The following is a 24,069-nucleotide window of genomic DNA, read 5'->3' as shown; positions in this document are numbered from 1 at the left end:
GATTTTGCAACGTTTTTTTCTATGTAAAATGCTTAAACCTTTTCCCACCTTACATCATTCGTATAACTTACTTCCAAATACAGCTTTTTCTAAGTTAGATAAGCGTTTTAAAATATCCGTATTCGTGTTGTTATAAACCGGTTGTGCAACTGGTGTTTGTACAGGTTGTTGTGGAACTTGCGTTACTGCTAGTTTTTGTTCCTCTAATTCACGCTTTAAACGAGCATTTTGTTGCTTTAATTGCTCAAACTCTTTGTGGAAAGCTTCATAGTCTTTAATGATCATATCAAGAAACTTGTCTACTTCTTCTTGCTGATAACCTCTCATACCTGTTTTAAATTCTTTTTCTAAAATATCTTTCGCTGTTAATTTAATTTTATCCGAAATCATTTTCTTCACCTCAAATTTTTACCAAAACTTTCATTAACTAAATTTTTTCAGAAACAATGCTTTTTGTCAATCATATATACGAGTACTATATTACATATTACTCTGCATTATTCCACTGTTCCTCTTCTATTATATCTTGTAAATCAGAAAAAAGAATGAAATAACTGTGATAATTTTCTATTTCCCCTTTTTTCTTTGCTGATTCTACAATATATTTGGGACTTCCTGGTTTTTCTTCATCGTATACCGCTAAAAGCGCATCACTTTTTTCAATAAAAAATTGATTTTTTAATTTAAATTGCTCTGGGCTTTCATACTTCCGTTTCGTGATACTATCAACATGGTCTGCTTGAGAAAGAATAAATTCGTAATATTCACGATTATCTTCTTTCCAATTTTCTTCTTGTTCTAAAAACGGAGTGAATACCGCTAATTTTAAATCAGGATATTCTACTTGCATTTCAAAAACAACTTCAGCAGCCCATAATTCTACACCTAATTGGCCGCTTATTATAACCCATTCTAAACCATCTTCTACAAAAGTGAGTAATTTACGGTGTAATGCTTTCTTTATACACTCCACTCCTGGATGATCATTTTTAAATATTCCAAGTTCAAATGGCTTATATCCTGTTACTGCAATAACTTTCATATCAACACTCCAATTACAAAAAAAGAACTAGCATTTCGCTAGTTCTAACATATCATTTACTTTTTAAATATTCCACCAACGTTTGGTCCGATATTTGGACCTACTGGTGATACATTTGGTCCTGGTCCAAACGGTGATACATTCGGTCCTGGCCCAAATGGAGATATTTGATGACCGTGGTGATGATGATGATGACCATGGCCACACGGTCCACATCCGCCACCGAATCCTGGGTCAATTGGGTCCACAACATTTACATTTGAATTTGTTTGCGGGAAGAAGTTTTGGTTTTTAATTTGTTGATGATGTACATGTGTTGTATGTGTTGGGAAAATGTGTGGCACCACCGTTGTTGAAAAAGAGTGTGTTACGCATTGTTTCGTCGGATGAATGACAGGAGCAGTCGTACAAATAGGTCCTGTAGGCTTATGCCCTCCAAAGCAAGGATGACAATGATGCATAGTTTTTTCTCTCCTCTCTCGTTAAAAAAATCTGATTACACTTTACAGTATGAGAAAAAAGAGAAAGCCGTTTGTTATATATACCCATTTATTACAAGGAAATTTGTCTAGTCCTTTATTTCATTTACATTGTTTTTATAGACAATCCTTCAACATCACTTACCAAAAAAGCCTCCAACTTGCTTTACAATACCTGTCACTTGATTCATCGCATTCATCATTTGTCCAGCTGTATTCATCATTTTATTTACATCATAGTTACCATCTGATGTTTTAAATTGAGAAACAAAACTAGAAAACTGACTTGGCTGTTGTTGCTTTTGCTTACCCTGCGTCGGGTACGGTTGTTTTGGTGGATAAAACATCGCTTGTTGATTAGCATACGGCGATGGTGGTGGCATATAATATTGCGAATTCATATAAGGCTGCTGCTGTGGTTGATTCATGTATGGTTGCTGAGCTTGTGATTGTTGAGCTTGATTCACATAAGGTTGCTGCTGCTGTTGTGGTTGTTGAGCTTGATTCACATAAGGTTGCTGCTGTTGTGGTTGTTGAGCTTGATTCATAAAGGACACTTCAAACGGTTGATAATAATTTTGATTTCCATAATAAGGCTCGAAAGGATACATATTATACCGTAAATATGTATCCGTATTATATTGGTACATATTTTGCTGTGCATATGGATTCGTTTGCTGATATAAGTTAGGTTGTTGAAACATGCATTCTCTCCTCCTTCACATAAGTTTCTACATATATAATATGTACCTATAAAATAATATGTGTGATGGAGTATCTGTCTATTTTTGTCGGAAGTTTAAATTTTTAAAAAATTAAAAAAGAAAACCCTTCCATGCTATGATAATGAAGAAGAAGATTCTCATGGGGGAGGAATCAACATGGTATTAGGGGATTTAAAACAAGCGTTTTCTCAAAAAAAGGGGTATTGCACAGAGAATGCAAATGAATTATTAGACTTTGCGAGACATTGGTATCTCGAAGGAAAAATATGCATTTCAGATTATCGAACATTAATAAAAGAATTAGAAATAAACGGCGCAACAAAACCTACAACAATGACAGAAGCATAAAAATAACAAGAGGGCTCTCCCTCTTGTTATTTACATTGCTCAACTATATTTTGCAAAGTATACGAAATGGCTTGGTGTGTTTCAAAGAATCGTTTACCTTTACCTTTATTTACAAAGCATTGCAACACATTCGTTTGTAAATTATCATATACTTGATCAATTTGCTGTACATGTATATATTTTGGCTTTTCTTCTTTAATCCACTTATAAGCTAATTCTTTCCACTTCTTTAATTCCTCATCTACCCTATCTACAAACGGTTTCATATCCTTATAAAAGTCGTATTCGGTTAGTTCTCTCTTTTTTACATTCGCTTCATTATTATACTGCATGAGTTTTTCTGAAGACTGTATTAATGCTTCATTCTTCATTTCTTTCCCACCTTATTATGCACTCACTACGACGTTTTGAAATGTCTTTACCCAATTCCCTTTCTCTTCGTGATGCACTAATTTATTTTCCATATGTTCAATATGCATTTCTGTTATTTCTATCTTATTGCATATTTTTTCACTCGCATCCTTTAATGCATGATTCATTCTAATCCCTATATTCATTTCCAGCAAATCGAGAGAACTTAACATTTGATCCATTTTTTTCATTACATCTTCCTTCTGAACCATCGCCATATACAAAACGCCTCCTTCTTTGCTTTTCCTTTGTCATGTAATTTCGCCGAATGATTCACCACTCCTGCCCACATGACAAAACTAGTTGTTATTCGTCAAAGAAATCATTTCGTATGTCATTTATAGAAATGGTAACAATACAAAAAGGAGGTGTATTACAATGGCAAAGAACAAAAATGAAAAAAAGAAAAACCAAAACAAACAACAAAATAAACCCGAGACTGGCAATCCAAAGCTAGATGGTCCAAACTTCCCTGCTACATAAAGCGAGACTTTATTACGAACAGTTAAATTCCAAGTCACCCTTAATCTCCTACTAGCATTACGTTTTGAGATTAAAGTTGTAGCACACATAGCAGGATTGTTTCAAATTAAGAAGTCCCGTCTTCAAAATGGAAGACGGGACTTCTTTTTTATTATATCATGAACTCATCCATCCTTTTAGCAAAACGATTTGCGATAGATAGCCTATAGATTTGTTCTCTCTTTCTTCTATACCATTCTGTTATATTAACTTCCCCTTTAGGTTCTTCAGGTACAAATAGCACATTCATTTTCATATTTGCACAAAACCAATCTCTCATTTTTATTTCTTCATGTAAAATAACAGGATAAATATCTCTAAGTGTTGGCGTATAAGACTTTCGAGTTTCCTTTGCGTAAACTTCATAATCTTCTCTAGACCCAGTATGTGTAGTTTGCAATGCAAACTTATAAAACGAACCATTATAAATTGGATGAAACAATAACCATGCTAATTTTTTTCCTAGTTCTATACGCTGTTGTAACGTTTCAAATTGATAAACCGAAAATCCATACATTCTCCCTTCAATTGTTGGGAAGATAACTGCACTAATATGAAGTCTTTCTTGTACTTTAAAAAGTGCAGTATGGAATACATGTTTTTTAAAATATGTGTTCTCAATGACTGGTTTTTGAATTTTATTTTGTTCATTTATAATAAGCGCTGTCATAAGCCTATTCATATCTCTTCTTTCCCAGAAAAGTAACCATTCTTTTTCCATAAAAATTGATACGTTGAAATATTGTAACAAATGAAAGAGAGGTGCACGTCTCTTCTTACTTTCCTCATACAATAATAGCTGAGGAAATGCATCTAAAAAAATAATCCAATTAGCCTGTTCGTACAGAATAAATAAATGTTTTTTTACCGTTCTAGGTAAAACAGTAGCATAATATCTCCCTTCTAAATCAGTCATATTCCAGCCCGCATTTCTCGAAACCATACTCGCTAAAAAGGCCCACCTGATTTCACTATTTCTTAAATAATATTCTTGATAAGATTGTGTCCGAGAAATATTGTCCACATTAGCTATTTCTGTTTTCTTTTTAATATTGTGAATGATTGCTTTTTCTTCCTCTGTACAAAAATTTTTTTCTCGATTTTGTTTCATTTTCATATAATCATTCCATGTAAACATAAATAAGTCATCATACCTTTCATCAAAAAGGTCACATCTTTTTTCATTTTTTGATATAATCACCTTTGTAAGTAATTCTTAGCAAGTTGGGGGTGGACACACTATGACCATTCGTTACCCAAATGGAAAAAGGTATAATCAAGCTTCACAACCTCAAAAAACACCTATAAAAACACATACTTATAGTAATAGAGGTATGTCCCTTGAAGAGGAATTGAATGAAACAAATCAATATTACTTAACCCATAATATTGCATGTGTACATAAAAAGCCTACACCTCTTCAAATTGTAAAAGTAGATTACCCCGCTCGAAGTGCTGCAGTGGTAAAAGAAGCGTATTTTAAACAACCTTCTACAACAGATTACAACGGTGTATACAAAGGGAAATACATCGATTTTGAAGCAAAGGAAACAAAAAATAAAACTAGTTTCCCACTTCAAAACTTCCACCTTCATCAAATTGAACATATGAAGCAAGTGGTTGCTCATAATGGAATTGCATTTGTTATTATTAAATTTACACTTTTTGATGAATTTTATTTACTAGATGCAAAACATATTATTGCATTTTGGAATCGTCAAAATACTGGTGGACGCAAGTCAATTACGAAAGAAGAAATAGAAGAGCATGGATCCTTATTATCATGCGGTTATCACCCTCGGATTGACTATATCCGTGTACTAGACATGGTTTATTTTTCGTGATAGAGTCATCACTAAGGCTCTTTTTTCGACTTTTGGGGGAGAGAATGAAAGGTAGGAGAAAGTATAATGTCAGATAATTATCGTTCTCGTACAGAACGAAATCATGTGAAAAATCAAGAGAAAAAAATACATAAAGAAGAAAAACCAAAGAAAAAAGGCTCCTTTTTCAAGAAATTTCTTATAGGTTGTCTACTTCTTGGTATCGTTGGTCTTGTAGCCGGCGTTTCCGCTTTCTTTGTTATGGTAAAGGATGCTCCAAAATTAGACAAAGCCAAACTTGTTAATCCTTTATCAACAAAGTTTCTTGATAAAAACGGGAATTTCTTCTATGAATACGGTGCTGAAAAACGAACACACGTTACTTATGATCAAATTCCAAAAGTAGTTGAAAATGCATTCCTTGCAACTGAGGATTCGCGTTTCTATGATCATAATGGAATTGATTTTAAACGAACTACAAAAGCAGTTATGGAAAATGTCACTGGTGGTTTCGGTTCCCAAGGTGGTAGTACGATTACACAGCAAGTCGTTAAAAACTACTTTCTAACGATGGACAAAACTGCTAAAAGAAAAGTACAAGAATGGTACTTATCTTACAAATTAGAGCAACAATACTCTAAACATGAGATTTTAGAAATGTACTTAAATAAGATTAATTTAGGTAACCGTTCATACGGTATTGCGACAGCAGCGCAAAAATATTATGGTAAAGATTTAAAAGACTTGCAATTACATGAAGCTGCTATGCTCGCTGGTTTACCCCAAGGTCCAAACATTTATGATCCAACAAAAAAGGAAAATGTTGAACGAGCAACAAATCGTCGTAATGTCGTATTATCATTAATGAATCGACATGGTTATATAACAAAAGAAGAAATGAATAACGCCGTTAAGATCCCAGTAACTGAGGGCCTTCAACCGTCTTCAGAAGTAACTGAGATGAAGTATCAAGCATTTTTAGATGCGGTTGTAAAAGAAGTTGAAAAAGAATATCCTGATGTAAATATCGGTTCAGATGGTTTAACGATTCATACAACACTTGATCAAGATGCTCAAGATTACGCTGAAAAAATTATGGATGGTAATCTTATTAAGTATCCAAACGATCAATTCCAAGGATCATTCGTATTTATGGATACACAATCTGGAGAAGTTCGAGCAATTGGTGCTGGACGTAAAGAAAATAAGTCCACTTTCAAAGGTCATAATATGGCAACTGATTTAAAACGCCAAGTTGGTTCAACAATGAAACCAATTTTCGACTACGGTCCAGCGATTGAGAATCTCCAATGGTCTACTTACCATCAATTAAATGACTCTGAATATACTTATTCGGATGGCACAAAGATTAAAAATGCTACAGGGAGTTTTAAAGGTGACGTTTCACTTCGTGAAGCATTGAAGAAGTCATTAAACATCCCGGCTTTAAAGACAGCTCAAACAGTTGGACTTAATAAATCAAAAGAGTTTGCTGAAGGTTTAGGCATGACATTTGAAAATGGAGTACATGAATCTACTGCAATTGGTAGTAACGATAGTTCTCCATTAGCAGTAGCAGGTGCATATGCAACCTTCGGTAATAGTGGTAACTATAATAAACCACACTTCGTAAAAGAAGTAACCTTCCCGGACGGGAAAAAGAAAAGCTTTAAACCGAAAGAACAACGCGCTATGCAAGACTATACAGCTTACATGGTAACTGACGTTCTTCGTGACGTAGTAAAACCTGGTTCTGGTGGTACAGGACCAACAGCATATGTTTCAGGTGTTGACGTAGCGGGTAAAACTGGAACGCAAAACTTTGATGCAAAAGATTTAAAGAAATACGGCATTCCAGCTGATGCAAACAGGGATAGCTGGTTCGCTGGATATACACCACAATATACGATGGCTGTATGGACTGGTTACGTAAAGAATGGTCCAGAAAACTACATTAGTGATCGTTATACTAAAATTGCACAGCAAATGTTCCAAGTAATGATGAGCAAATTCGCTACAGATAAATCACGCTTTGAACGTCCTTCTTCTGTACAAGAAATAAACGGAGAATTATACGTAAAAGGTGCGAAAAAAGATGCAATTAAACAAATTAAAGTAGATGCCCCTAGTGGTCTGAATGTCACTTTTGATGGCGCTAGCACAGTTACACTAAACTGGTCTGGACCAGCAGAAGTTGATGCATATGCAGCCAGCTATAAAGCAACTGACGGTTCAAGTGGTAGCCTATCAATAAGTGGTACGACAGCTACTCTTGGTGGTATTAAACCAGGTGTTACTTACAGCTTCTCTGTAGTAGCGAAAAAAGGTACTGGCACAAGCCCAGCAGTTGGTGCATCCTTCACTGCGCCTGGCGGAACTCCAGATGCAAAAAAAGCTGAAGAAGAGGCTAAGAAAAAGGCCGATGAAGAAGCTAAGAAAAAAGCTGATGAGGAAGCCCAGAAAAAGGCTAATGAAGATAAAGTAAAACAAGACGAAGCTAAGAAAAAGGCTGAAGAAGAGGCTAAGAAACAACAAGAACAACAGCAAGAACAACAACGTAAACAGCAAGAAGAAGCTCAAAAGAAAGCTGATGAGGAAGCTAGAAGGAAAGCTGAAGAAGAAGCTAAGAAAAAAGCTGAAGAAGAAGCTAAGAAGAAAGCTGAAGAAGAGGCCAAGAAAAAAGCTGAAGAAGAGGCTAAGAAACAACAAGAACAGCAACACCAAAATCCCGGAGGAGATACACCTCACGCAGACGGTGCTGTTGTTACAACAGAGTCCTAATATACAAAAAAAGAAGTCCGTTTCTCTTAACGAGAAGCGGACTTCTTTTTTGTTATCATTTTCTTTACATACAGCTTTTCTATTTCGATATACAACTGCGCTAATTGAATATAAGAATGATAATTACTCGGTTTCTTTATAATGAATGAATATCTTTCCATAAAATTAACAGGTTGCACTTTTAATTTATTCGTATTTATTTGCATTTCATTCAAACTATGAACAGGTTGTTCATTTAGCCAATAGACAACCGATAACAAGTGAGCTGCAAAAAGAATCATTGGCCCCTCAGCCTCTTGCTTATTTCTATTTCGAAACAGTATAGCAATGTCTTCATGCTTATTTTTCCATACATTCAACATCACTGGAATGCTGTTTTCAATTTCCTTCCATGGCTCATACTGTCTTTCAATATCAAATATAAAGTAAGTATTTTGTATTATCTCTTCAAAAGAATTGTCTGTATGATACTTAATTAAATTTACACTTTCTTTAAAAAATGGTAAACAGTGAAATTCTTTCGGTATTTCTATAACTCGTTCCATCCTTTATTTCACCTTCATTCGCTTCTTTCCTTCACGACATACTTCTAACAGTCTGCATTCCTCACATTGCGGTCGTTGTGCTTTACAATGATAACGTCCAAAGAAAATCATACGATGATGTGTAACTCCCCACTCATCCATTGGTACTTTCTTCATTAATGTTTTTTCTACTTCTAACACAGAGTCTTTCCATCTACACATAGCTAATCGTTTACTCACTCGCTCCACATGTGTATCAACAGCAATTGCCGGAATTCCAAACGCTACGGAAACTACAACATTCGCTGTTTTCCTTCCTACACCTGGTAATTTCGTAAGTTCATCTCGATCGTTCGGTACTTCTCCATTATAGTCATCTAATAACATTCGGCATAATTTTTGAATGTTTTTTGCTTTATTTCTATACAATCCGATAGAGCGTATATCTTGTTGTAATTCTTCTAGAGAAACACTTAAATAATCTTCTGGTGTTTTATATTTTTGAAATAAATTTCTTGTCACTTTATTTACAAGTACATCCGTACATTGTGCAGATAATGCCACCGCGATTACAAGTTCAAATGGATTATCATGAACCAATTCACAATGTGCTTCTGGATACATATCCGCCATTGTGTCTAAACAATAACGGATTTGCGTTTTGTTAAGCATATTTTTCCTCCTATATTACTGCTCCAACCAATTATAAAAAGGCACTTTTCCAGTAAATTTCGTCTCTTGTTTTGTCATTTGTTGTGCCCTTTGTTGATTCGCTCTAAATTTTTGACCTTGATTTTGAGCCTGATCTACCGTTTTAATTCCATTCTTTTTCCACTCAAATAAAATACGATCAATATATCGGAAATTTAGTTTTCCACTCATTACAGCTTCTCTAAGAGCCGCTTGAATTAAATTTGGATGATGTTGATCTTGGTCCTCCCACATCCCTAACGTTTCACATTCGAACGGCGAAAGTGGTCTTCCAAATTCTTTTTCAAATACTGTATATAAATTTACTTGTAGCTGTTTTTTTTCTTTTTGCTCTTCCTCTATTGATTCATCCATTAAGAAATGTAATATTTTTTCCCATAACGGTTGTAAAGAATAACTTTCGCACATCATCGCTTCTGATCTTTGTCCACCTTCTAGTGATAAAAAACCTTTTTGAATCAACGTCTGAATTACTTCCATACATTTCATTTCCGTTATCGTCATCCGTTCAGAAATCTCTGAAGGAGTCGGAAACGAATTACCTGATTCTAAAAATGTGTGTACATGAAGTACAACCATAAATTCCGTCTCATTTAAACCTAATTTTTTATAATGCATCATAAGTAATTTTGGAATTGCAATGCTTCCCTGCTCAAACCACTGTAACATCATTTTCTTTTTCATCACCAAACACCTCGCTCTCTAGTATAACACACCTTTAGCTATTTCTTTTTGCCACAATCCGTCAAAAAAACCTCCCCATTAATAGGGAGGTTTTTTATATTACATGAATGAAATATAAAATTAAGCTTGCACTTTACTTTTCATAAATGTATGGATGCGCTCTAATGCTTTCTCTACTTGTTCAAGAGATGTCGCATATGATAAACGAACATTATTTGGAGCACCAAATCCTGTACCTGGTACAAGAGCCACTTTTTCCTCTTCTAATAGAGCTTTTGCCCAATCATCAACTGTTGCATATCCTGATAAAGCTACAGCTTCTTTTACGTTAGGGAATAAGTAAAATGCCCCTTGCGGTTTAATACAAGTAAAGCCAGGGATTTGAATTAATTTATCATAAATGATGTTTAATCTCTCTTCAAAGGCTTGACGCATTGTTTCCACAGGTTCTTGTGAGCCTGCATATGCCGCAATTGCGCCGTATTGAGCGATTGAAGTAGGGTTTGACGTACTATGACTCGCTAAATTCGTCATTGCTTTAATAAGCTGCTTATTTCCTGCAGCATATCCAATACGCCATCCTGTCATAGAATGAGATTTAGATACACCATTAATAATAAGTGTTTGTTCTTTTAATGCATTAGAAAGCTGGGCAATTGAAGTATATTCTACGCCACCATAAATTAATTTTTCATAAATTTCATCAGAAACGATTAAAATATCATGTTCTAAACATACTTCTCCAAGCTGTTGTAATTCTTCTTTGCTATAAATCATTCCTGTTGGATTGCTCGGTGAATTAATAATAACTGCTTTCGTTTTCTCTGTAATTGCCTCACGCAGCTGCTTTGCTGTAATTTTGTACTCATTGTCTTCTAAACCTTCTACATAAACCGGCTTACCGCCAGCAAGCTTTACTTGCTCTGGATAGCTTACCCAGTAAGGAGTTGGGATGATAACTTCATCTCCCTCATCAAGTAATACTTGGAATAATGTATATAATGCATGCTTTGCACCATTACATACAATAATTTCAGATGGATCATACGCAATACCTTGATCGCGAGTAAATTTCTTCACAATTTCTTGTTTTAACGATTGTAATCCACCTGTTGGTGTATACTTCGTATGCCCTTCTAACATCGCTTTATGTGCAGCATCCATAATATGCTCTGGTGTATTAAAGTCAGGTTCCCCTGCCCCTAATCCAATTACATCATGACCCTCTGCTTTTAATGCTTGTGCCTTTGCTGTAATTTCTAAAGTTGAAGACGGTGTTAAAGCAGCTACTCGCTTTGCTAATTTCATTTGTAGTTCCCCCTACATCTATTTTTCAATGCTATATCGTCTTAAAAATTTTCCATCTTTAAATTCAAGATAGTAATAACTATAACGATTGTCATCATCAATATATGTAACTTCCCATAGTGGTACATCATTTTCAAAGCCTAATTTCACTTTCATAATCTCTTTCGGCTTACTTTTTGATTCCTTACTTTCATTGCCGACTTGCTCTATTGTTCTTTGTATAGCCTCTTTTTCAGAAATACCTTCGCTCTTTTTCCTTACTACAGTATCCCCTTTTTTCTCAGGCACCCAAACGATAAGTTGTTCTCCCTTTTCATCTGTACCTTGCACGACTATATATGCAGATTTTCCGTTGTAATAATCAACAGATTTCACCTTTGTAAGCTTTGCTTTTTCTTTAGCAATTTCTACAAATTTCGACTCTTTTGGAATTTTCTTTCCCATCGCTTTATTATAAACATACGCCCCATATATTCCGCTAGCAACGATAACAATAATGATTGCAAAGATCCACTTTTTCATTGTATCACTACGTTCTGTAAATCGTAAATACAGCTGTTTCTTTATCTTTTTCGTCTAATGCTAGTCCGAACATGAGGTCCTGCTCTTTTAACGTACGATTTAAACTATCAACAATTTTATACAAATCCGACGAATATTTAATACGCGTCGTTGATAGTACTTCGATTTTCTTATCCATGAAAAAACTCCTCCGTTACACAAAAATTTCTAATTATAGAAGAACGCAATGCGGTTACAATAAGAGTACATTCTTTACAACCCCTGCTTCATCACCCATCTATTATAGCAGGACATGTACAGCAAAAAAAGGTTTCAAGTCGAAAACCAACACATTTTGTATACAAGAAGTAAGAAAAATAAAATTCCTCCTACCCACATTTTTTACGCCTGAAGTTTATAAGTACTTCAGGCGTATTTTTCTTCCATTTTTATTCATTTGATGGTTCTTCTAATTGTACTAACAATTCTTCTAATGGTCCTTCATAAAGAGGTACGTTAGGAATCGATTGTAGAAATCGTTTTCCATAGGAAGAACTCGTCAAACGACGATCTAACACTACTACCGTTCCTGTATCTGTATTCGTTCGAATTAAGCGGCCGAATCCTTGTTTGAAACGTAATATTGCTTGTGGGAGCGCTAATTTACCGAATACATCTTCACCTTGATTTTTTAGCCACTCACCTTTCGCTTCCATCATCGGCTGATGAGGAGGTGTAAATGGTAGACGGACTATAACAAGACAACTTAAGGCATCTCCAGGAATATCTATTCCTTCCCAGAAACTGCTCGTCCCTAATAAAATTGATTTGTCGAACTCTTGAAACTTTCGAATTAAGCGGCTTCGACTTCTATTATTCACACTTTGGGTGAGTAATAAATAACCCTCTAATTCATCATTATTTTTTAAATTCGCATACGCTTCTTTTAACATTTCATACGAAGTGAATAAAACGAGCATTCTGCCTTTTGTGGCTTTCGCTATCTTTGCAATATGTTCCGATATAGATTCAATATATCGCTCATTACTTACTTGCTTAATAAAAGGTACATCCGTTGACACCATTAATTTCATCTGTTCATCATAACGAAATGGCGACGGAACCTTTAAAGTATTTGGAGCGAAATCATGTAAACCAAGTTCCTCTTTTATATAATCAAACGTATCGTTAACTGTTAGTGTTGCGGATGTAAAAATAACACTCTTTTTTTCTGTTAAAAATTCATCAGCAAATCTTTCACCAATATGAACAGGCTGTGCATATAGAACTGTTGAATGAATCGTCCCTTTCGTTTCAGTCTCCATCCAAGTTACATACGAATTCTTTTCTAATACGAGTAACTGTAATGATTCTGCCATCTTTCTCAGCAACTCAATTAAATGCATAAATTCACCTGTTACAACATGCATCTCCCATTCTAACTTACTTTGCAATATATCCACTTGCTTCTCAAGAGCAGTTACTACCCTTCTTAATTCATATATAAAACGATTTGTTAATTCGACGATACTATCCCACAACTTACCTTTTTCTAGTTCTGCGTTATACCTATAGATGAGCGGCATATTATTCGTTCCTTGCTCTTGCTTTGTTTGTTTAAATATAAAAGTACGTAACATTTGGAAGAGTTCATCCGCATCAAACTTAAGTTCCTTCAAACTATAACTTATCATACGGAAAGTTGAACGAGATGCTTGCTCTGATTTTTTCATCATTTTATATACTTTGGAGAGTACATCTTCTGTTTCTAGTGTCCCAAGACGAGATATAACCAATTGAAAATACATACAAGAGAACTGTTCACCCAATGTTCTACTCGCGGCTTCTTCAATATGGTGAGCTTCATCAAAAATAATATGTTCGCATGAAGCAAACAACGGTTCTTCACTTGAAAAATCTTGAAATAATAACGCATGATTTGTAATAACGATATCTGCAAATAAAGCTTTATTCTTCGCTCGCTGGTAAAAACAACGACTAAACCAATTACTTTGCATACCGCCTGGACTATACGCATCGCTACAAATACGATTCCAAAGTAACTTTCCGCCCTCAGGAATATTTAATTCGTCTCGATCACCTGTTTCAGTTTGCAATAGCCAAACTAAAATCTTCGCCTTTGTAAGTGCCATATCATAATTTTTTTCTTCCTCTTGCAAAGCATACTCAAATTTATGTAAGCATAAATAATGCTTTCTTCCTTTTAGAAGAGCTACCTCAAATGAAAATGGCATTATTTTTTGTAATAACGGAATTTCTTTTTCTAATATTTGTTGTTGGAGTTGTACCGTTTGTGTACTTATAATGACAGGTTCTTCTTTTCTCTTTGCAAAATAAAGACTAGGAAGCAAATAAGCGAGAGTCTTTCCTGTTCCTGTACCGGCTTCAATTAGTGAAAAACGAGAATCTCTTAACGCCGTATATATCTCTTTCATCATCAGTTGTTGACTTTCTCTTCTTTCAAACTTTGGCATATGTGATTCCAATTTATCCATCGTTTTATTCAAGAAAGCATCAAACTTTGATGAACACGTTTCTCCAAGGTTTAAGGAATAGTTCCGCTTTTTCAGCGCAATATTTCGATGTATTTCATACTCCACTATATCTTCTTTACCGTGCATTACTTTCTTTAAAATATTTTCAGAAAGCACATCAGCTATATCGCTTTGGAACACATCACTTAATTCATAAAGCGATTGCAACGTGACAAGTGGTAACTTTTCAATTTCATTTAAAAATTGTAAAAATAATTCCGCTGTTGCAAGAGCATCACTATCCGCACGATGTGGTTGATCGTGCTCTAGTTCATGCTTCTTAGCTAAATCACGTAATTTATAACTATCGGCTGTCGGCAAAAGAATTTGAGCCAATTCAACCGTGTCGATTTTCGGACAATGTATTTCTGTATATCCAGCTTGCCTTAATTCTTCATTTAAAAAATTCCAATCAAAGTGAACATTATGCGCAACGAAAGCCGCACCTTGTAATAGCTCAACAATCATCGGGGCTACATCTTGAAATAACGGGGCTTGTTTTACAAGACTTTCATCAATCCCTGTTAATTCTGTAATAAATGGTGGGATCTCTCTCTTTGGATTAACAAAAGACGAAAAAATCTCCAATATCTCTCCATCTTCTACTACAACAGCTGCAATTTGGGTAATTTTATCCTTCCCATCTTTCCAGGAGTTCCCTGTCGTCTCTAAATCAACAACGACATAACGCTTACTCATATATGTAACACCTCAATTTCTTACCTTTCAAACAACAATAATTTATATAATGTTACTATACCACGTTTTATCTCATCTTAATGAAAAGATGCACAAAAAAGCTATCTCCGCAATGGAGATAGCCTTTCTACTTATAATATCGTACCCGCTTTTTCAGCACCTAACATTTCAATAATTTGATTATTATCGTCTAGTACTGCAATTTTTGGTTCTTGTGTATGAATCTCTTCTTCCGTAACTAGCCCATAACAAATAATAATTACTTTGTCCCCTGGTTGTACAAGTCTTGCCGCAGCACCGTTTAAACAAACAACACCACTACCGCGTTCCCCTTTAATAACGTATGTCTCTAAGCGAGCACCATTATTATTATTTACAATTTGGACTTTTTCGTTTTCTACAATATTTACTGCATCCATTAAGTCTTCATCAATTGTAATACTACCTACATAATTTAAATTTGCCTCCGTTACAGTTGCACGATGTAACTTTGCTCTCATCATTGTGCGAAACATAGATGCTCCCCCTTATTTAACCGTTAATGTTATATTGTCAATTAATCTTACATTTTCAAACTTAACTGCAATAGCTAAAATGATTCTTCCTTCGACTTTCTCTACCATTGTTAATGACGGATATGCATATAAATCCGCATAATCTACAGTGCCTTTCGTATGCGTCTCAATATAATCTTTCACAAGATTTGTAATGATTTCCGGATTACGTTCACCTGCCTCAATTCTTTCTTTCGCTATACATAGGCTGCGGTATAAATAAAGAGCTTCTTCACGTTCATCTTGTGATAGGTACACGTTACGAGAACTTTTCGCTAAACCATCTTCTTCCCTTACAATATCAACTGGTACGATTGTAACTGGAATATTGAAATCAGTTACAAATCCTTCAATTACTGCAACTTGTTGAGCATCTTTCATACCGAAATAAGCACGCGTTGGCACCGTAATATTAAATAGTTTCATCAGTACAGTTGCAACACCAGCGAAATGACCAGGTCTTTGTTGACCGCATAATACGTCCGTGCGCTTCACAACTTCTACTGTTGTTGTTTGTTCTGCTGGATACATTTCTTCTACACTCGGATAAAATAAATAATCTACACCGTTTTCTTTTGCTACATTTTCATCTCTATCAATATCACGAGGGTATCGATCTAAATCTTCATTTGGGCCGAATTGTAGCGGGTTTACAAATACACTTAAAACTACAATTTTATTTTCTTCTCTTGCCTTACGTAATAAAGTAGCATGGCCTTCATGTAAATAACCCATTGTTGGAACAAAACCAATACTCTTTCCACTTGCACGAAGTTCGCTTGTAATTTGCTGCATCTCTTGCACTGTAGTTACGATTTTCATTATTGTTTTCCTCCGTATAACGCTAAGCATTCTTCCTCTTTCATTGTGAACGAATGTTTTTCTTCAGGAAATTGCCTTGTCTTTACTTCAGTAACATATTGTGAAATCCCACGCACAATCTCCTCTTGAACAGACGTATATTGCTTCACAAATTTCGGAACACGATTTACGCCGTATGAGATAAGATCATGATAAACAAGCACTTGTCCATCTACTTTTTGTCCTGCACCAATCCCAATTGTTGGTATTGTTAGTTGCTCTGAAATAAGTTCTGCTAACTGCATTGGTACACATTCTAACACAAGCGCTATTGCACCAGCTTCTTCACATTTCTTTGCATCTTCTATTAATTTTTTTGCACTCTCCGCATCTTTTCCTTGCACTTTATATCCACCCAACACTCCTACCGATTGAGGGGTTAAACCTAAATGCGCTACAACAGGAATTCCTGCGTTCGTCAAATATTGAATCGTCGATATAACTTCTCCAGCACCTTCTACCTTCAGTGCGTGTGCCCCGCTCTCTTGAACGATGCGACGTGCATTCACCATCGTTTCTTGTAATGATACGTGATACGACATAAATGGCATATCAGTTACAATAAACGTCTCTTTCGCTCCACGGCGTACAGCTTTCGTATGATGAATCATATCCTCTACTGTTACAGGTACTGTTGAATCGTATCCGAGTACAACCATTCCAAGAGAATCTCCAACTAGAATCATATCAACTTCAGCTTCTTCTGCTAATTTAGCAGATGGATAATCATACGCCGTTAGCATTGTAATCGGCTCACCTTGCTCTTTCATCTTCAAAAAATCTGTTTTTGTTTTCAAAAACTACTCCTCCTTTATGCAGGAGAGAGGAGATGGCCGAAATCATATAAAAAACCCCTCTGACCATAAAAGGGCAGAAGGGTTGTGTGTTAGTCGGCATTATTCATCCCTCTGTCCCAGTCCGTTATTGGATCAAGGCAGAATCCAAGTTATTATTTTTCGTATGACTTCGAATCATGGTGCAGTTCGCTCTGATACTGCCCACATTCGAACTAATTATAGCAAACTACAAAAAGGAATTACTACATTTTTTTGAAAAAATAATTTTTTATTCTTATTACGGTATATGAAATTTAACACGAGAGTATATATGCTATACAGTTTTTATGGAGAATTCTATCCTGAAAAGATACATGTTTTTTCAACGCATGCTAAAAAAGTCCAAGTTAATTTTTTCTGTAATCCATTTAACTGTATAGTATAACTCTTAAACTAATGATGCAGGTTAATTGAGGAAAGTACTTAACAAAGGAGAATTGCAGATGTCTATGAACAGGTGGTTATTTCGATTCAGCAGTTTGCTTGTAATGATTGTATGGTGGATGTCTTTAGGATCCTCCCATGTATTTGCCTCAGTTACTGTCGTAACACCCCCCACCGATTTAACGAAAGTGATTGAGGTTGAACTAAATGATGATTACTTTAATCCAAATGTTATCACGATTCCGCTTGCAGGATCAACAACATTACTATTGAAAAATAAAGGTAAAAACGAGCACACCTTTACAGTGAAAAAACTCGGCATTGACGTCGTAATCGAGTCAGGAAAAGAAAAGAATATTACCGTGAAACCTAAAAATACTGGTACATATGAATTAATATGTCGATACCATCTTCTTAAAGGAATGGCAGGCAAAGTAATCGTCAAATAACATGCCCTGCCAATTAGGCGGAAGATATTTTGAAATGAACTTTAAATATGAAAAAAATTTATTATCATGTTACAAATTCAACTCAAAACTATTGAAATAAAAAGAAGTTCCAAAAGAGGAACTTCTTTTACTTAATTTCAATATCTGCAGAATGAATATGATGTACTTTCCCCTCATGATCCTCCAGAAGTAATACACCATCCTCTGTGATTCCTTTTGCTAACCCCGTAATTGTCTCTCTCATCGTTCGAGCGGTAATTTCTTTCCCGATGCTCACAGCGTAACTTTCCCAAAGAATTTTAATGACAGAGAAACCATTTTGTAAATACTCTTCATATAATTTTTCTAGTTGTAAATAGATTTGTTGCATAAGTTCTGCACGAACAATCGGCTTACCTGATTCAATCGCTAATGAAGTAGCAATGTGCTGAATTTCTTCATCAAAATGTTCTTGCTTTTGATTCGCATTAATACCGATGCCCATAATGACAGCATTAATTTTATCAGGATCCGCTTGCATTTCTGTTAATATACCTACAGCCTTTTTACCTTGAATTAAAATATCATTTGGCCATTTTATTCCTACGTTTACACCCGTGCATTTTTCAATTGCCTGTGCAACACTAACGGCCGCTAACAAAGTAAGTTGCGGTGCATGATGAACTGGGATTGATGGGCGTAAAATAATACTCATCCAAATCCCTGTTCCTTTTGGTGAATGCCATTTTCTGCTTAAACGACCTCTTCCCGCTGTTTGTTCTTCTGCTACAACGACAGTTCCTTCTTCTGCACCTTCATAAGCAAGTTTTGCTGCAATGTGCTGCGTTGATTCAACAGTTTCTTCAAAATACACTGTTCTACCAATCCGCTTCGTTTGTAGCCCTAACTGAATTTCATTAGCGGTCACTTTGTCTGGCTTACTTGCAATTCGGTAACCTAATCGACGCACAGCTTCAAGTTCATATCCCTCACTCCGCAGATCCTCCATATGTTTCCACACAGCAGTTCTTGAACAACCAAGTTTATCACTAATTGTTTGGCCGGATACAAACTCGCCATCCGCTTCAGAAAAAACTTGCAATAACTGCTTTCTTATAGTAGATTGCATCCTTGTAGCCACTCCCTTATACGCTCTTTCTCATTAACTACGTTTCCTTGTACGATTGCTTCTTCGATTTTCTGAAGCATCTCAGCAACCCACGGACCAGGCTTTTTGTTTGCCCAGTTTAATAAATCATTACCAGTCACATTCATTTCTTGACGCTCCTGGATTGGCAATGCATGAAACATTGATTGTACTCGTTCAACAGATGTAGGGGCATAGCGTTCAATCATCGCTTCATATACTCTCTCTGCCATTTCAGCGATATGAATTCCCGTTTTATAAAGAAGGACTGTATCCCAATCCTTCTCCTTTCTAGTACGGATTGTCAATAAAACTGCAACAATATCTTTTATTTTTTTATTCGAAAACTTCCATTGACGTAAAAAGACAGATGGATGTTCTTCTCCGATACAATATAAGAAAAATGCCCACGCCTCAATATCCGTTTCGAAAGAATCCCATTTATACTGCGTAGCTTTTAACAGTCTCTCTTCTGACATTTGTAAATATGGCAAATGAGAAAATAGCTTCGTCTCTACTAATTCTTTGAGACCTTTCACACAATATGTACCAGTTAACAGTTTCTCAAACTCTACTGTAATACGCTCAATTGCTATATGTTCTAGCAAATGCCCATACGTTTCAATCGCTTGCTTCGTTTTCATTTCTAATGAAAAACCTAACGTGCTTACAAACCGAATACCACGCATCATTCGCAGGGCATCTTCTTGAAAACGATCCGCAGCATTTCCAACTGTCACAATTTCTCTCTGTTGAATGGCTTCCTGTCCAGCAAATAAATCGACCATTTTGCCTTCTTCTGTCATAGCAATTGCATTCATCGTGAAATCACGACGTTTTAAATCCTCTTCTAATGAACGAACAAATTGAACACTACTAGGTCTTCGAAAATCTTCATATTCGCTTTCTGTTCGAAAAGTAGTTACCTCATAGGGCTCACCATTTTCTACAACAATTACAGTTCCATGCTCAAGACCAACAGGAACATTTCTTGGGAATATAGCCATCACTTCTTCTGGTAGAGCAGATGTCGCAATATCAATATCTCCAATCGGCCTATCGATAATAAGATCTCGTACGCTCCCACCAACAAAGTAAGCCTCATGTCCTTGTTGCTTTAATGTCTCAATAATAGAACTAGCTTTTTTAAATCTTTCCATTTTTGTCATCCCTTAGTACGTCATAGTAAATCGTTTCATATTGTGAAACAATTTTTTCTGAGCGAAATTGCTCATAAACACTTTCTCTTGCTCGTTCTCCCATATTACGGTGAAGTTCCTCGTCCTTTAATAGCTGAATAGCTTGATTTGCCACTCCTGTTGTATCGCCAACTTCACATAAATATCCTGTTTCCCCGTGTTGAATAACCTCTGGAATACCTCCAACCCGCGTTCCGATACAAGGTACACCACACGCCATTGCTTCTAATAAAACAAGACCAAAACTTTCCTTCTCTGATAGAAGCAACATTAAATCACTCATCGCAAGTAGTTCTGCAACATTATCTTGCTTCCCTAGGAATAAAACGCGATCTTCAATATGTAAATTCTTCACTATCTGTAAAATCGTACAGAATTCTGGTCCGTCTCCAACAAGAAGCAACTTCGCATCTACTTCTTTAACAATTTTAGCAAATGCCTGAACAACATCCTGCACACGTTTCACTTTACGGAAATTCGAAATATGAATAAGTACTTTTTCACTCTCACTTATACCATATTCTTTCTTTAATTGAGACATATTACGCTTGAAATATACACGTTCGTCTATAAAGTTATATACCGTTTGAATTTCTTTACTTGGTTTTACAAGCTCATGTGTTTCGTTAATTAATGAATGCGAGACAGCAGTAACAACATCCGATTGCTCAATACCAAAACGAATTAAATTATTTAACGAAGGGTCGGAACCTAACACAGTAATATCTGTTCCATGTAAGGTTGTAACAATTTTAATACGCTCTCCGATCATTTGTTTTGCTAAATATGCACAAATTGCATGTGGTATTGCGTAATGCACATGTAAAATGTCTAAGTTTTCTCTTTGTGCAACCTCGGCCATTTTACTTGCTAACGCTAAATCGTATGGTGGATATTGAAATACAGAGTATTGATTTACCGTCACTTCATGAAAATAAATGTTTGGATATACTTTATTTAACCGGAATGGTAAACCCGATGTAATAAAGTGAATTTCATGCCCACGTTCCGCCAATTGCTTTCCTAATTCTGTTCCAACAACTCCAGAACCACCTACAGAAGGATAACATGTAATACCTATTTTTAATTTCATTTACATCCCCCTAATAAATCAGCATGTAATAAAACCGGTTTCTTACTCATAAATCCCTCGGCATACAAGACTCCAACTTCTTTTCCAAACATCTTCTCACGAGCAATCACAGTTTCAACGTAACCTTCTGTTAACGGTGTCTTAACACCATCACTCCCTGTTGAAAACTGACTTTCATACGCTTCTAATGCTTCCACCTTTATAGAGAGGTACTCACTTATATCTATACAAAAATTCGGTTTGTGAAAACCATTAATCATATAATTATAAAAAGACTCCACACGATGTGGTGAAAGTTCCGGCATATATTTACGGATTCCTGCTGAAAAAATAGCCTCTTCCACAAGCTTTGCACAATTTGCATGATCTGGATGGCGATCTTCATAGTACGGCGCAAAAACTAGTTTTGGTTTATATGTACGGATCACCTTGACAATTTCACGTATATACTCTTCTTTCATATACAAACCACGGTCTGGCATCGCTAAATTCAGCCTCGTTTTTACTCCCATTATACGAGCTGCGACCTTCGCTTCTTCTTTTCTCAACTCTATCGTTCCATTTGAAGAAAGATCAGCTTCTGTTAAATCACAAATACCTACTTCATACCCTTGCTTTGTATATTTAGCGATGGTACCAGCCATGCCGATTTCAACATCATCGGCATGAGCACCAAACGCTAATATATGTAATCCACTCATAATTGTTCCCCTCATTTTCTTAACTTACGATAATCTAAATCTCCTCGCTCTAATGCGTGCATTAACATTTCAGCACTTGCCATATTCGTTGCAAGTGGAATCGCATATACATCACATAAACGAAGTAATGCATTCACATCCGGTTCATGCGGCTGTGCTGTTAATGGATCGCGGAAGAAAATCACCATATCTAAATCGTTCTTTGCAATCATTGCACCAATTTCTTGATCTCCACCAAGAGGGCCAGATTGATATCTTGTTACAACTAATCCAGTCGCTTCCATAATGCGAAGCCCTGTCGTTCCTGTTGCAAATAATTCATGTTGTTCAAAAATTGGTTTATATGCGTATGCAAACGAAACCATATCATTTTTCTTTTTGTCATGTGCGATTAAGGCAATTTTCATCCGTTGTCTCCCCTTTAGTCGATAATATTTTCTAAACCGTACACAAGATGATCAAGGTTCATTACTGTCTCAATTGATAGTTTTACACCTGACATAAATGATGCACGATTGAATGAATCATGACGAACTGTTAACATTTGTCCATCTCCACCAAACATTACTTCTTGGTGTGCAATAAGCCCTGGCAAACGTACACTATGAATGTGAATACCGTCTACATTTGCACCTCGTGCACCTGCTAGTTGCTCTACTTCATTTGGATGACCTTGCTGCTTTGATTCACGATTTTGGCGAATTAACTCTACCGTTTTTACAGCTGTACCAGATGGTGCGTCTAATTTTTGATCATGATGTAATTCAATTACCTCAACATCTTGGAAATATTTCGCTGCCATTTGTGAGAATTTCATCATAAGAACTGCACCAATTGCAAAGTTTGGAGCAATAATTGTTCCTACTGCTTTTTCTTTTGCATTCTCTGTTAAACGTGTCAATTCTTCTTCTGTAAATCCAGTTGTACCAATAACCGAACGAAGTCCACGCTCAACTGCAAGTGTAACGTGTTGTTTCCCCACTTCTGGTGTTGTTAAATCTAACAACACATCTGCTTCTACTTCATCTAAACAAGTATGTAAATCAGCGTAAATCGGCGCATGTAATGCTGGCATGCCAGGTAAATCAGAAATCTTCTCACCACCATGCTTATAATCCACTGCTGCTACTAAATTAAAATGTTCCGTTCTTTCCATAAGAAGGACTGCTTCATGTCCCATACGTCCTCTTGGTCCGGCGATAATTACTTTAATTTCTTTCATTATTCTTTCTCTCCCTCATCAATACGTGTCCAGCGATCTTTATCACGTGTATTAAATTTATTCATTACAATGTTATGTGCTGTCTCTAAATCAATATTTAAACTATTTGCCATACAAATCATAACAAATAATACATCTCCAAGCTCTTCTTCAATACTTCTTTCTTTTTCAGTTGTTTTCTTCGGTTTCTCACCATAATAATGATTTACCTCTCTTGCAAGCTCTCCCATTTCTTCCGTTAAACGAGCCATCATTGCAAGCGGACTGAAATAACCTTCTTTAAACTGACCAATATATGCATCTACTTCTTTCTGCATATCTTTCATCGTTTTTGCTTCCATACTATTCACCTCTAATCCTTCCTCTTTCATGTTAGCCAATTCATCGCGATTTGACAAATATTATTCCCCGCCAAACACCTATTTGCGACCCATTTTTGGATAGACTATAATAAAGTGAAACTTCTTTTGCGATTTTTGCAAAAGATCAGCCCACACCAATCGGGTTCCTACGGCTGGTTTGCCCCTCTTC

The 24,069-nt window shown here is 35.9% G+C and carries 29 protein-coding genes; 5 read left to right on the top strand and 24 right to left on the bottom strand.

Going from position 1 to position 24,069, the window contains the following annotated elements; all coding sequences use genetic code 11:
* Positions 1–54 precede the first annotated feature (54 nt).
* The 4 genes from gpsB to MR136_RS16430 form a co-directional block, all read right to left on the bottom strand.
* Entirely contained in the window at positions 55–390 is a 336-nt protein-coding gene (gene gpsB / locus MR136_RS16445; protein ID WP_000622431.1) for a cell division regulator GpsB, read from the bottom strand.
* A 97-nt stretch (positions 391–487) separates the two neighbouring features.
* On the bottom strand, positions 488–1,042 hold the full coding sequence (locus MR136_RS16440; RefSeq protein WP_000862910.1) for an SLOG family protein: 555 nt from the start codon (positions 1,040–1,042) through the stop codon (positions 488–490).
* 56 nt (positions 1,043–1,098) lie between these two features.
* Complete coding sequence (locus MR136_RS16435; protein WP_000546271.1) at positions 1,099–1,503, bottom strand: CotD family spore coat protein; 405 nt, start codon at positions 1,501–1,503, stop codon at positions 1,099–1,101.
* Positions 1,504–1,658: 155 nt separating this feature from the next.
* The gene (locus MR136_RS16430) at positions 1,659–2,225 is read right to left on the bottom strand and encodes a YppG family protein (protein WP_000487608.1); all 567 of its coding nucleotides are present in this window, start codon (positions 2,223–2,225) and stop codon (positions 1,659–1,661) included.
* Between the two features lie 177 nt (positions 2,226–2,402).
* Here MR136_RS16430 and MR136_RS16425 point away from each other — a divergent pair, with 177 nt between their 5' ends.
* Positions 2,403–2,594: a YppF family protein gene (locus tag MR136_RS16425; protein WP_000242652.1), complete on the top strand. Its 192-nt coding sequence runs from the start codon at positions 2,403–2,405 to the stop codon at positions 2,592–2,594.
* A gap of 26 nt (positions 2,595–2,620) precedes the next feature.
* Here the strand turns inward: MR136_RS16425 and MR136_RS16420 are convergent, their stop codons facing one another.
* Together MR136_RS16420 and MR136_RS16415 are read right to left on the bottom strand one after the other, a co-directional pair.
* Positions 2,621–2,965, bottom strand: a complete 345-nt coding sequence (locus tag MR136_RS16420) for a YppE family protein (RefSeq protein ID WP_017673007.1) — start codon at positions 2,963–2,965, stop codon at positions 2,621–2,623.
* Between the two features lie 15 nt (positions 2,966–2,980).
* Positions 2,981–3,223 carry a hypothetical protein gene (locus MR136_RS16415; protein WP_001252036.1) on the bottom strand — a complete coding sequence of 81 codons (243 nt, stop codon included), beginning with the start codon at positions 3,221–3,223 and terminating at the stop codon, positions 2,981–2,983.
* Between the two features lie 85 nt (positions 3,224–3,308).
* Here MR136_RS16415 and MR136_RS28595 point away from each other — a divergent pair, with 85 nt between their 5' ends.
* A complete protein-coding gene (locus MR136_RS28595; protein WP_001987054.1) occupies positions 3,309–3,488 on the top strand; it encodes a hypothetical protein in 180 nt (59 codons plus the stop codon).
* Between the two features lie 151 nt (positions 3,489–3,639).
* Here MR136_RS28595 and MR136_RS16410 read toward each other — a convergent pair whose 3' ends face one another.
* Positions 3,640–4,665 (bottom strand): DUF2515 domain-containing protein, encoded by a 1,026-nt coding sequence (locus tag MR136_RS16410; RefSeq protein ID WP_000495658.1) that lies wholly within the window; start codon positions 4,663–4,665, stop codon positions 3,640–3,642.
* Between the two features lie 103 nt (positions 4,666–4,768).
* Here MR136_RS16410 and recU point away from each other — a divergent pair, with 103 nt between their 5' ends.
* Positions 4,769–5,371 carry a Holliday junction resolvase RecU gene (gene recU / locus MR136_RS16405; RefSeq protein WP_000155598.1) on the top strand — a complete coding sequence of 201 codons (603 nt, stop codon included), beginning with the start codon at positions 4,769–4,771 and terminating at the stop codon, positions 5,369–5,371.
* A gap of 66 nt (positions 5,372–5,437) precedes the next feature.
* Entirely contained in the window at positions 5,438–8,131 is a 2,694-nt protein-coding gene (locus MR136_RS16400) for a PBP1A family penicillin-binding protein (protein WP_017673008.1), read from the top strand.
* Positions 8,132–8,157: 26 nt separating this feature from the next.
* Here MR136_RS16400 and MR136_RS16395 read toward each other — a convergent pair whose 3' ends face one another.
* From MR136_RS16395 to panB, 10 genes are all read right to left on the bottom strand, one after another.
* Complete coding sequence (locus tag MR136_RS16395; RefSeq protein WP_000442652.1) at positions 8,158–8,676, bottom strand: YpoC family protein; 519 nt, start codon at positions 8,674–8,676, stop codon at positions 8,158–8,160.
* 3 nt (positions 8,677–8,679) lie between these two features.
* A complete protein-coding gene (gene nth / locus MR136_RS16390; protein WP_000933034.1) occupies positions 8,680–9,327 on the bottom strand; it encodes an endonuclease III in 648 nt (215 codons plus the stop codon).
* A gap of 15 nt (positions 9,328–9,342) precedes the next feature.
* Complete coding sequence (dnaD, locus tag MR136_RS16385; RefSeq protein ID WP_000728552.1) at positions 9,343–10,050, bottom strand: DNA replication protein DnaD; 708 nt, start codon at positions 10,048–10,050, stop codon at positions 9,343–9,345.
* Positions 10,051–10,170: 120 nt separating this feature from the next.
* A complete protein-coding gene (aspB, locus tag MR136_RS16380; RefSeq protein ID WP_000761571.1) occupies positions 10,171–11,358 on the bottom strand; it encodes an aspartate transaminase AspB in 1,188 nt (395 codons plus the stop codon).
* Between the two features lie 18 nt (positions 11,359–11,376).
* Positions 11,377–11,880 carry a cell wall elongation regulator TseB-like domain-containing protein gene (locus tag MR136_RS16375; RefSeq protein ID WP_000758739.1) on the bottom strand — a complete coding sequence of 168 codons (504 nt, stop codon included), beginning with the start codon at positions 11,878–11,880 and terminating at the stop codon, positions 11,377–11,379.
* Between the two features lie 7 nt (positions 11,881–11,887).
* Positions 11,888–12,058, bottom strand: coding sequence for a YpmA family protein (locus tag MR136_RS16370; protein ID WP_000358352.1), 171 nt, complete (start codon positions 12,056–12,058; stop codon positions 11,888–11,890).
* Positions 12,059–12,308: 250 nt separating this feature from the next.
* Positions 12,309–15,113 carry an ATP-dependent DNA helicase DinG gene (gene dinG, locus MR136_RS16365; protein ID WP_242259527.1) on the bottom strand — a complete coding sequence of 935 codons (2,805 nt, stop codon included), beginning with the start codon at positions 15,111–15,113 and terminating at the stop codon, positions 12,309–12,311.
* 131 nt (positions 15,114–15,244) lie between these two features.
* A complete protein-coding gene (gene panD / locus MR136_RS16360; RefSeq protein ID WP_000490184.1) occupies positions 15,245–15,628 on the bottom strand; it encodes an aspartate 1-decarboxylase in 384 nt (127 codons plus the stop codon).
* Between the two features lie 12 nt (positions 15,629–15,640).
* A complete protein-coding gene (panC, locus tag MR136_RS16355) occupies positions 15,641–16,489 on the bottom strand; it encodes a pantoate--beta-alanine ligase (protein ID WP_000707030.1) in 849 nt (282 codons plus the stop codon).
* Positions 16,489–17,325: a 3-methyl-2-oxobutanoate hydroxymethyltransferase gene (gene panB / locus MR136_RS16350; RefSeq protein WP_000851108.1), complete on the bottom strand. Its 837-nt coding sequence runs from the start codon at positions 17,323–17,325 to the stop codon at positions 16,489–16,491. The genes panC and panB overlap by 1 nt, the downstream gene beginning before the upstream one ends.
* Before the next feature lie 482 nt (positions 17,326–17,807).
* On the opposite strand from panB, the gene MR136_RS16345 reads away from it, so the two are divergent.
* Positions 17,808–18,197 (top strand): cupredoxin domain-containing protein, encoded by a 390-nt coding sequence (locus MR136_RS16345; protein WP_000062387.1) that lies wholly within the window; start codon positions 17,808–17,810, stop codon positions 18,195–18,197.
* A 127-nt stretch (positions 18,198–18,324) separates the two neighbouring features.
* Here MR136_RS16345 and MR136_RS16340 read toward each other — a convergent pair whose 3' ends face one another.
* Genes MR136_RS16340 through MR136_RS16310 form a run of 7 tightly spaced genes read right to left on the bottom strand, consistent with a single transcriptional unit; the run spans position 18,325 to position 23,879 of the window.
* Positions 18,325–19,305, bottom strand: a complete 981-nt coding sequence (locus tag MR136_RS16340; protein ID WP_001192063.1) for a biotin--[acetyl-CoA-carboxylase] ligase — start codon at positions 19,303–19,305, stop codon at positions 18,325–18,327.
* The gene (locus MR136_RS16335) at positions 19,290–20,483 is read right to left on the bottom strand and encodes a CCA tRNA nucleotidyltransferase (RefSeq protein WP_098770611.1); all 1,194 of its coding nucleotides are present in this window, start codon (positions 20,481–20,483) and stop codon (positions 19,290–19,292) included. The genes MR136_RS16340 and MR136_RS16335 overlap by 16 nt, the downstream gene beginning before the upstream one ends.
* On the bottom strand, positions 20,470–21,615 hold the full coding sequence (bshA, locus tag MR136_RS16330) for an N-acetyl-alpha-D-glucosaminyl L-malate synthase BshA (RefSeq protein ID WP_000768305.1): 1,146 nt from the start codon (positions 21,613–21,615) through the stop codon (positions 20,470–20,472). Before bshA ends, MR136_RS16335 begins: the two co-directional genes overlap by 14 nt.
* On the bottom strand, positions 21,612–22,316 hold the full coding sequence (gene bshB1 / locus MR136_RS16325; protein WP_000015673.1) for a bacillithiol biosynthesis deacetylase BshB1: 705 nt from the start codon (positions 22,314–22,316) through the stop codon (positions 21,612–21,614). Before bshB1 ends, bshA begins: the two co-directional genes overlap by 4 nt.
* An 11-nt stretch (positions 22,317–22,327) precedes the next feature.
* Positions 22,328–22,723, bottom strand: coding sequence for a methylglyoxal synthase (gene mgsA / locus MR136_RS16320; protein WP_000684765.1), 396 nt, complete (start codon positions 22,721–22,723; stop codon positions 22,328–22,330).
* A gap of 14 nt (positions 22,724–22,737) precedes the next feature.
* Complete coding sequence (dapB, locus tag MR136_RS16315) at positions 22,738–23,538, bottom strand: dihydrodipicolinate reductase (RefSeq protein ID WP_000658813.1); 801 nt, start codon at positions 23,536–23,538, stop codon at positions 22,738–22,740.
* Entirely contained in the window at positions 23,538–23,879 is a 342-nt protein-coding gene (locus MR136_RS16310) for a nucleotide pyrophosphohydrolase (RefSeq protein WP_002108639.1), read from the bottom strand. The genes dapB and MR136_RS16310 overlap by 1 nt, the downstream gene beginning before the upstream one ends.
* Positions 23,880–24,069 lie beyond the last annotated feature (190 nt).

This window comes from Bacillus cereus group sp. BfR-BA-01311, from assembly GCF_022664295.1.
GTDB lineage: Bacteria > Bacillota > Bacilli > Bacillales > Bacillaceae_G > Bacillus_A > Bacillus_A cereus.
Note: the sequence above shows the minus strand (reverse complement) of the source record. Positions and strands in the feature narration are given on the sequence as shown.

Excerpts from the sequence above, each read along its gene's own strand:
- gpsB (WP_000622431.1), bottom strand. The coding sequence starts at position 390 with ATGATTTCGGATAAAATTAAATTAACAGCGAAAGATATTTTAGAAAAA.
- MR136_RS16440 (WP_000862910.1), bottom strand. The coding sequence starts at position 1,042 with ATGAAAGTTATTGCAGTAACAGGATATAAGCCATTTGAACTTGGAATA.
- MR136_RS16435 (WP_000546271.1), bottom strand. The coding sequence starts at position 1,503 with ATGCATCATTGTCATCCTTGCTTTGGAGGGCATAAGCCTACAGGACCT.
- MR136_RS16430 (WP_000487608.1), bottom strand. The coding sequence starts at position 2,225 with ATGTTTCAACAACCTAACTTATATCAGCAAACGAATCCATATGCACAG.
- MR136_RS16425 (WP_000242652.1), top strand. The coding sequence starts at position 2,403 with ATGGTATTAGGGGATTTAAAACAAGCGTTTTCTCAAAAAAAGGGGTAT.
- MR136_RS16420 (WP_017673007.1), bottom strand. The coding sequence starts at position 2,965 with ATGAAGAATGAAGCATTAATACAGTCTTCAGAAAAACTCATGCAGTAT.
- MR136_RS16415 (WP_001252036.1), bottom strand. The coding sequence starts at position 3,223 with ATGGCGATGGTTCAGAAGGAAGATGTAATGAAAAAAATGGATCAAATG.
- MR136_RS16410 (WP_000495658.1), bottom strand. The coding sequence starts at position 4,665 with ATGTTTACATGGAATGATTATATGAAAATGAAACAAAATCGAGAAAAA.
- recU (WP_000155598.1), top strand. The coding sequence starts at position 4,769 with ATGACCATTCGTTACCCAAATGGAAAAAGGTATAATCAAGCTTCACAA.
- MR136_RS16400 (WP_017673008.1), top strand. The coding sequence starts at position 5,438 with ATGTCAGATAATTATCGTTCTCGTACAGAACGAAATCATGTGAAAAAT.
- MR136_RS16395 (WP_000442652.1), bottom strand. The coding sequence starts at position 8,676 with ATGGAACGAGTTATAGAAATACCGAAAGAATTTCACTGTTTACCATTT.
- nth (WP_000933034.1), bottom strand. The coding sequence starts at position 9,327 with ATGCTTAACAAAACGCAAATCCGTTATTGTTTAGACACAATGGCGGAT.
- dnaD (WP_000728552.1), bottom strand. The coding sequence starts at position 10,050 with ATGAAAAAGAAAATGATGTTACAGTGGTTTGAGCAGGGAAGCATTGCA.
- aspB (WP_000761571.1), bottom strand. The coding sequence starts at position 11,358 with ATGAAATTAGCAAAGCGAGTAGCTGCTTTAACACCGTCTTCAACTTTA.
- MR136_RS16375 (WP_000758739.1), bottom strand. The coding sequence starts at position 11,880 with ATGAAAAAGTGGATCTTTGCAATCATTATTGTTATCGTTGCTAGCGGA.
- MR136_RS16370 (WP_000358352.1), bottom strand. The coding sequence starts at position 12,058 with ATGGATAAGAAAATCGAAGTACTATCAACGACGCGTATTAAATATTCG.
- dinG (WP_242259527.1), bottom strand. The coding sequence starts at position 15,113 with ATGAGTAAGCGTTATGTCGTTGTTGATTTAGAGACGACAGGGAACTCC.
- panD (WP_000490184.1), bottom strand. The coding sequence starts at position 15,628 with ATGTTTCGCACAATGATGAGAGCAAAGTTACATCGTGCAACTGTAACG.
- panC (WP_000707030.1), bottom strand. The coding sequence starts at position 16,489 with ATGAAAATCGTAACTACAGTGCAAGAGATGCAGCAAATTACAAGCGAA.
- MR136_RS16345 (WP_000062387.1), top strand. The coding sequence starts at position 17,808 with ATGTCTATGAACAGGTGGTTATTTCGATTCAGCAGTTTGCTTGTAATG.
- MR136_RS16340 (WP_001192063.1), bottom strand. The coding sequence starts at position 19,305 with ATGCAATCTACTATAAGAAAGCAGTTATTGCAAGTTTTTTCTGAAGCG.
- MR136_RS16335 (WP_098770611.1), bottom strand. The coding sequence starts at position 20,483 with ATGGAAAGATTTAAAAAAGCTAGTTCTATTATTGAGACATTAAAGCAA.
- bshA (WP_000768305.1), bottom strand. The coding sequence starts at position 21,615 with ATGAAATTAAAAATAGGTATTACATGTTATCCTTCTGTAGGTGGTTCT.
- bshB1 (WP_000015673.1), bottom strand. The coding sequence starts at position 22,316 with ATGAGTGGATTACATATATTAGCGTTTGGTGCTCATGCCGATGATGTT.
- mgsA (WP_000684765.1), bottom strand. The coding sequence starts at position 22,723 with ATGAAAATTGCCTTAATCGCACATGACAAAAAGAAAAATGATATGGTT.
- dapB (WP_000658813.1), bottom strand. The coding sequence starts at position 23,538 with ATGAAAGAAATTAAAGTAATTATCGCCGGACCAAGAGGACGTATGGGA.
- MR136_RS16310 (WP_002108639.1), bottom strand. The coding sequence starts at position 23,879 with ATGGAAGCAAAAACGATGAAAGATATGCAGAAAGAAGTAGATGCATAT.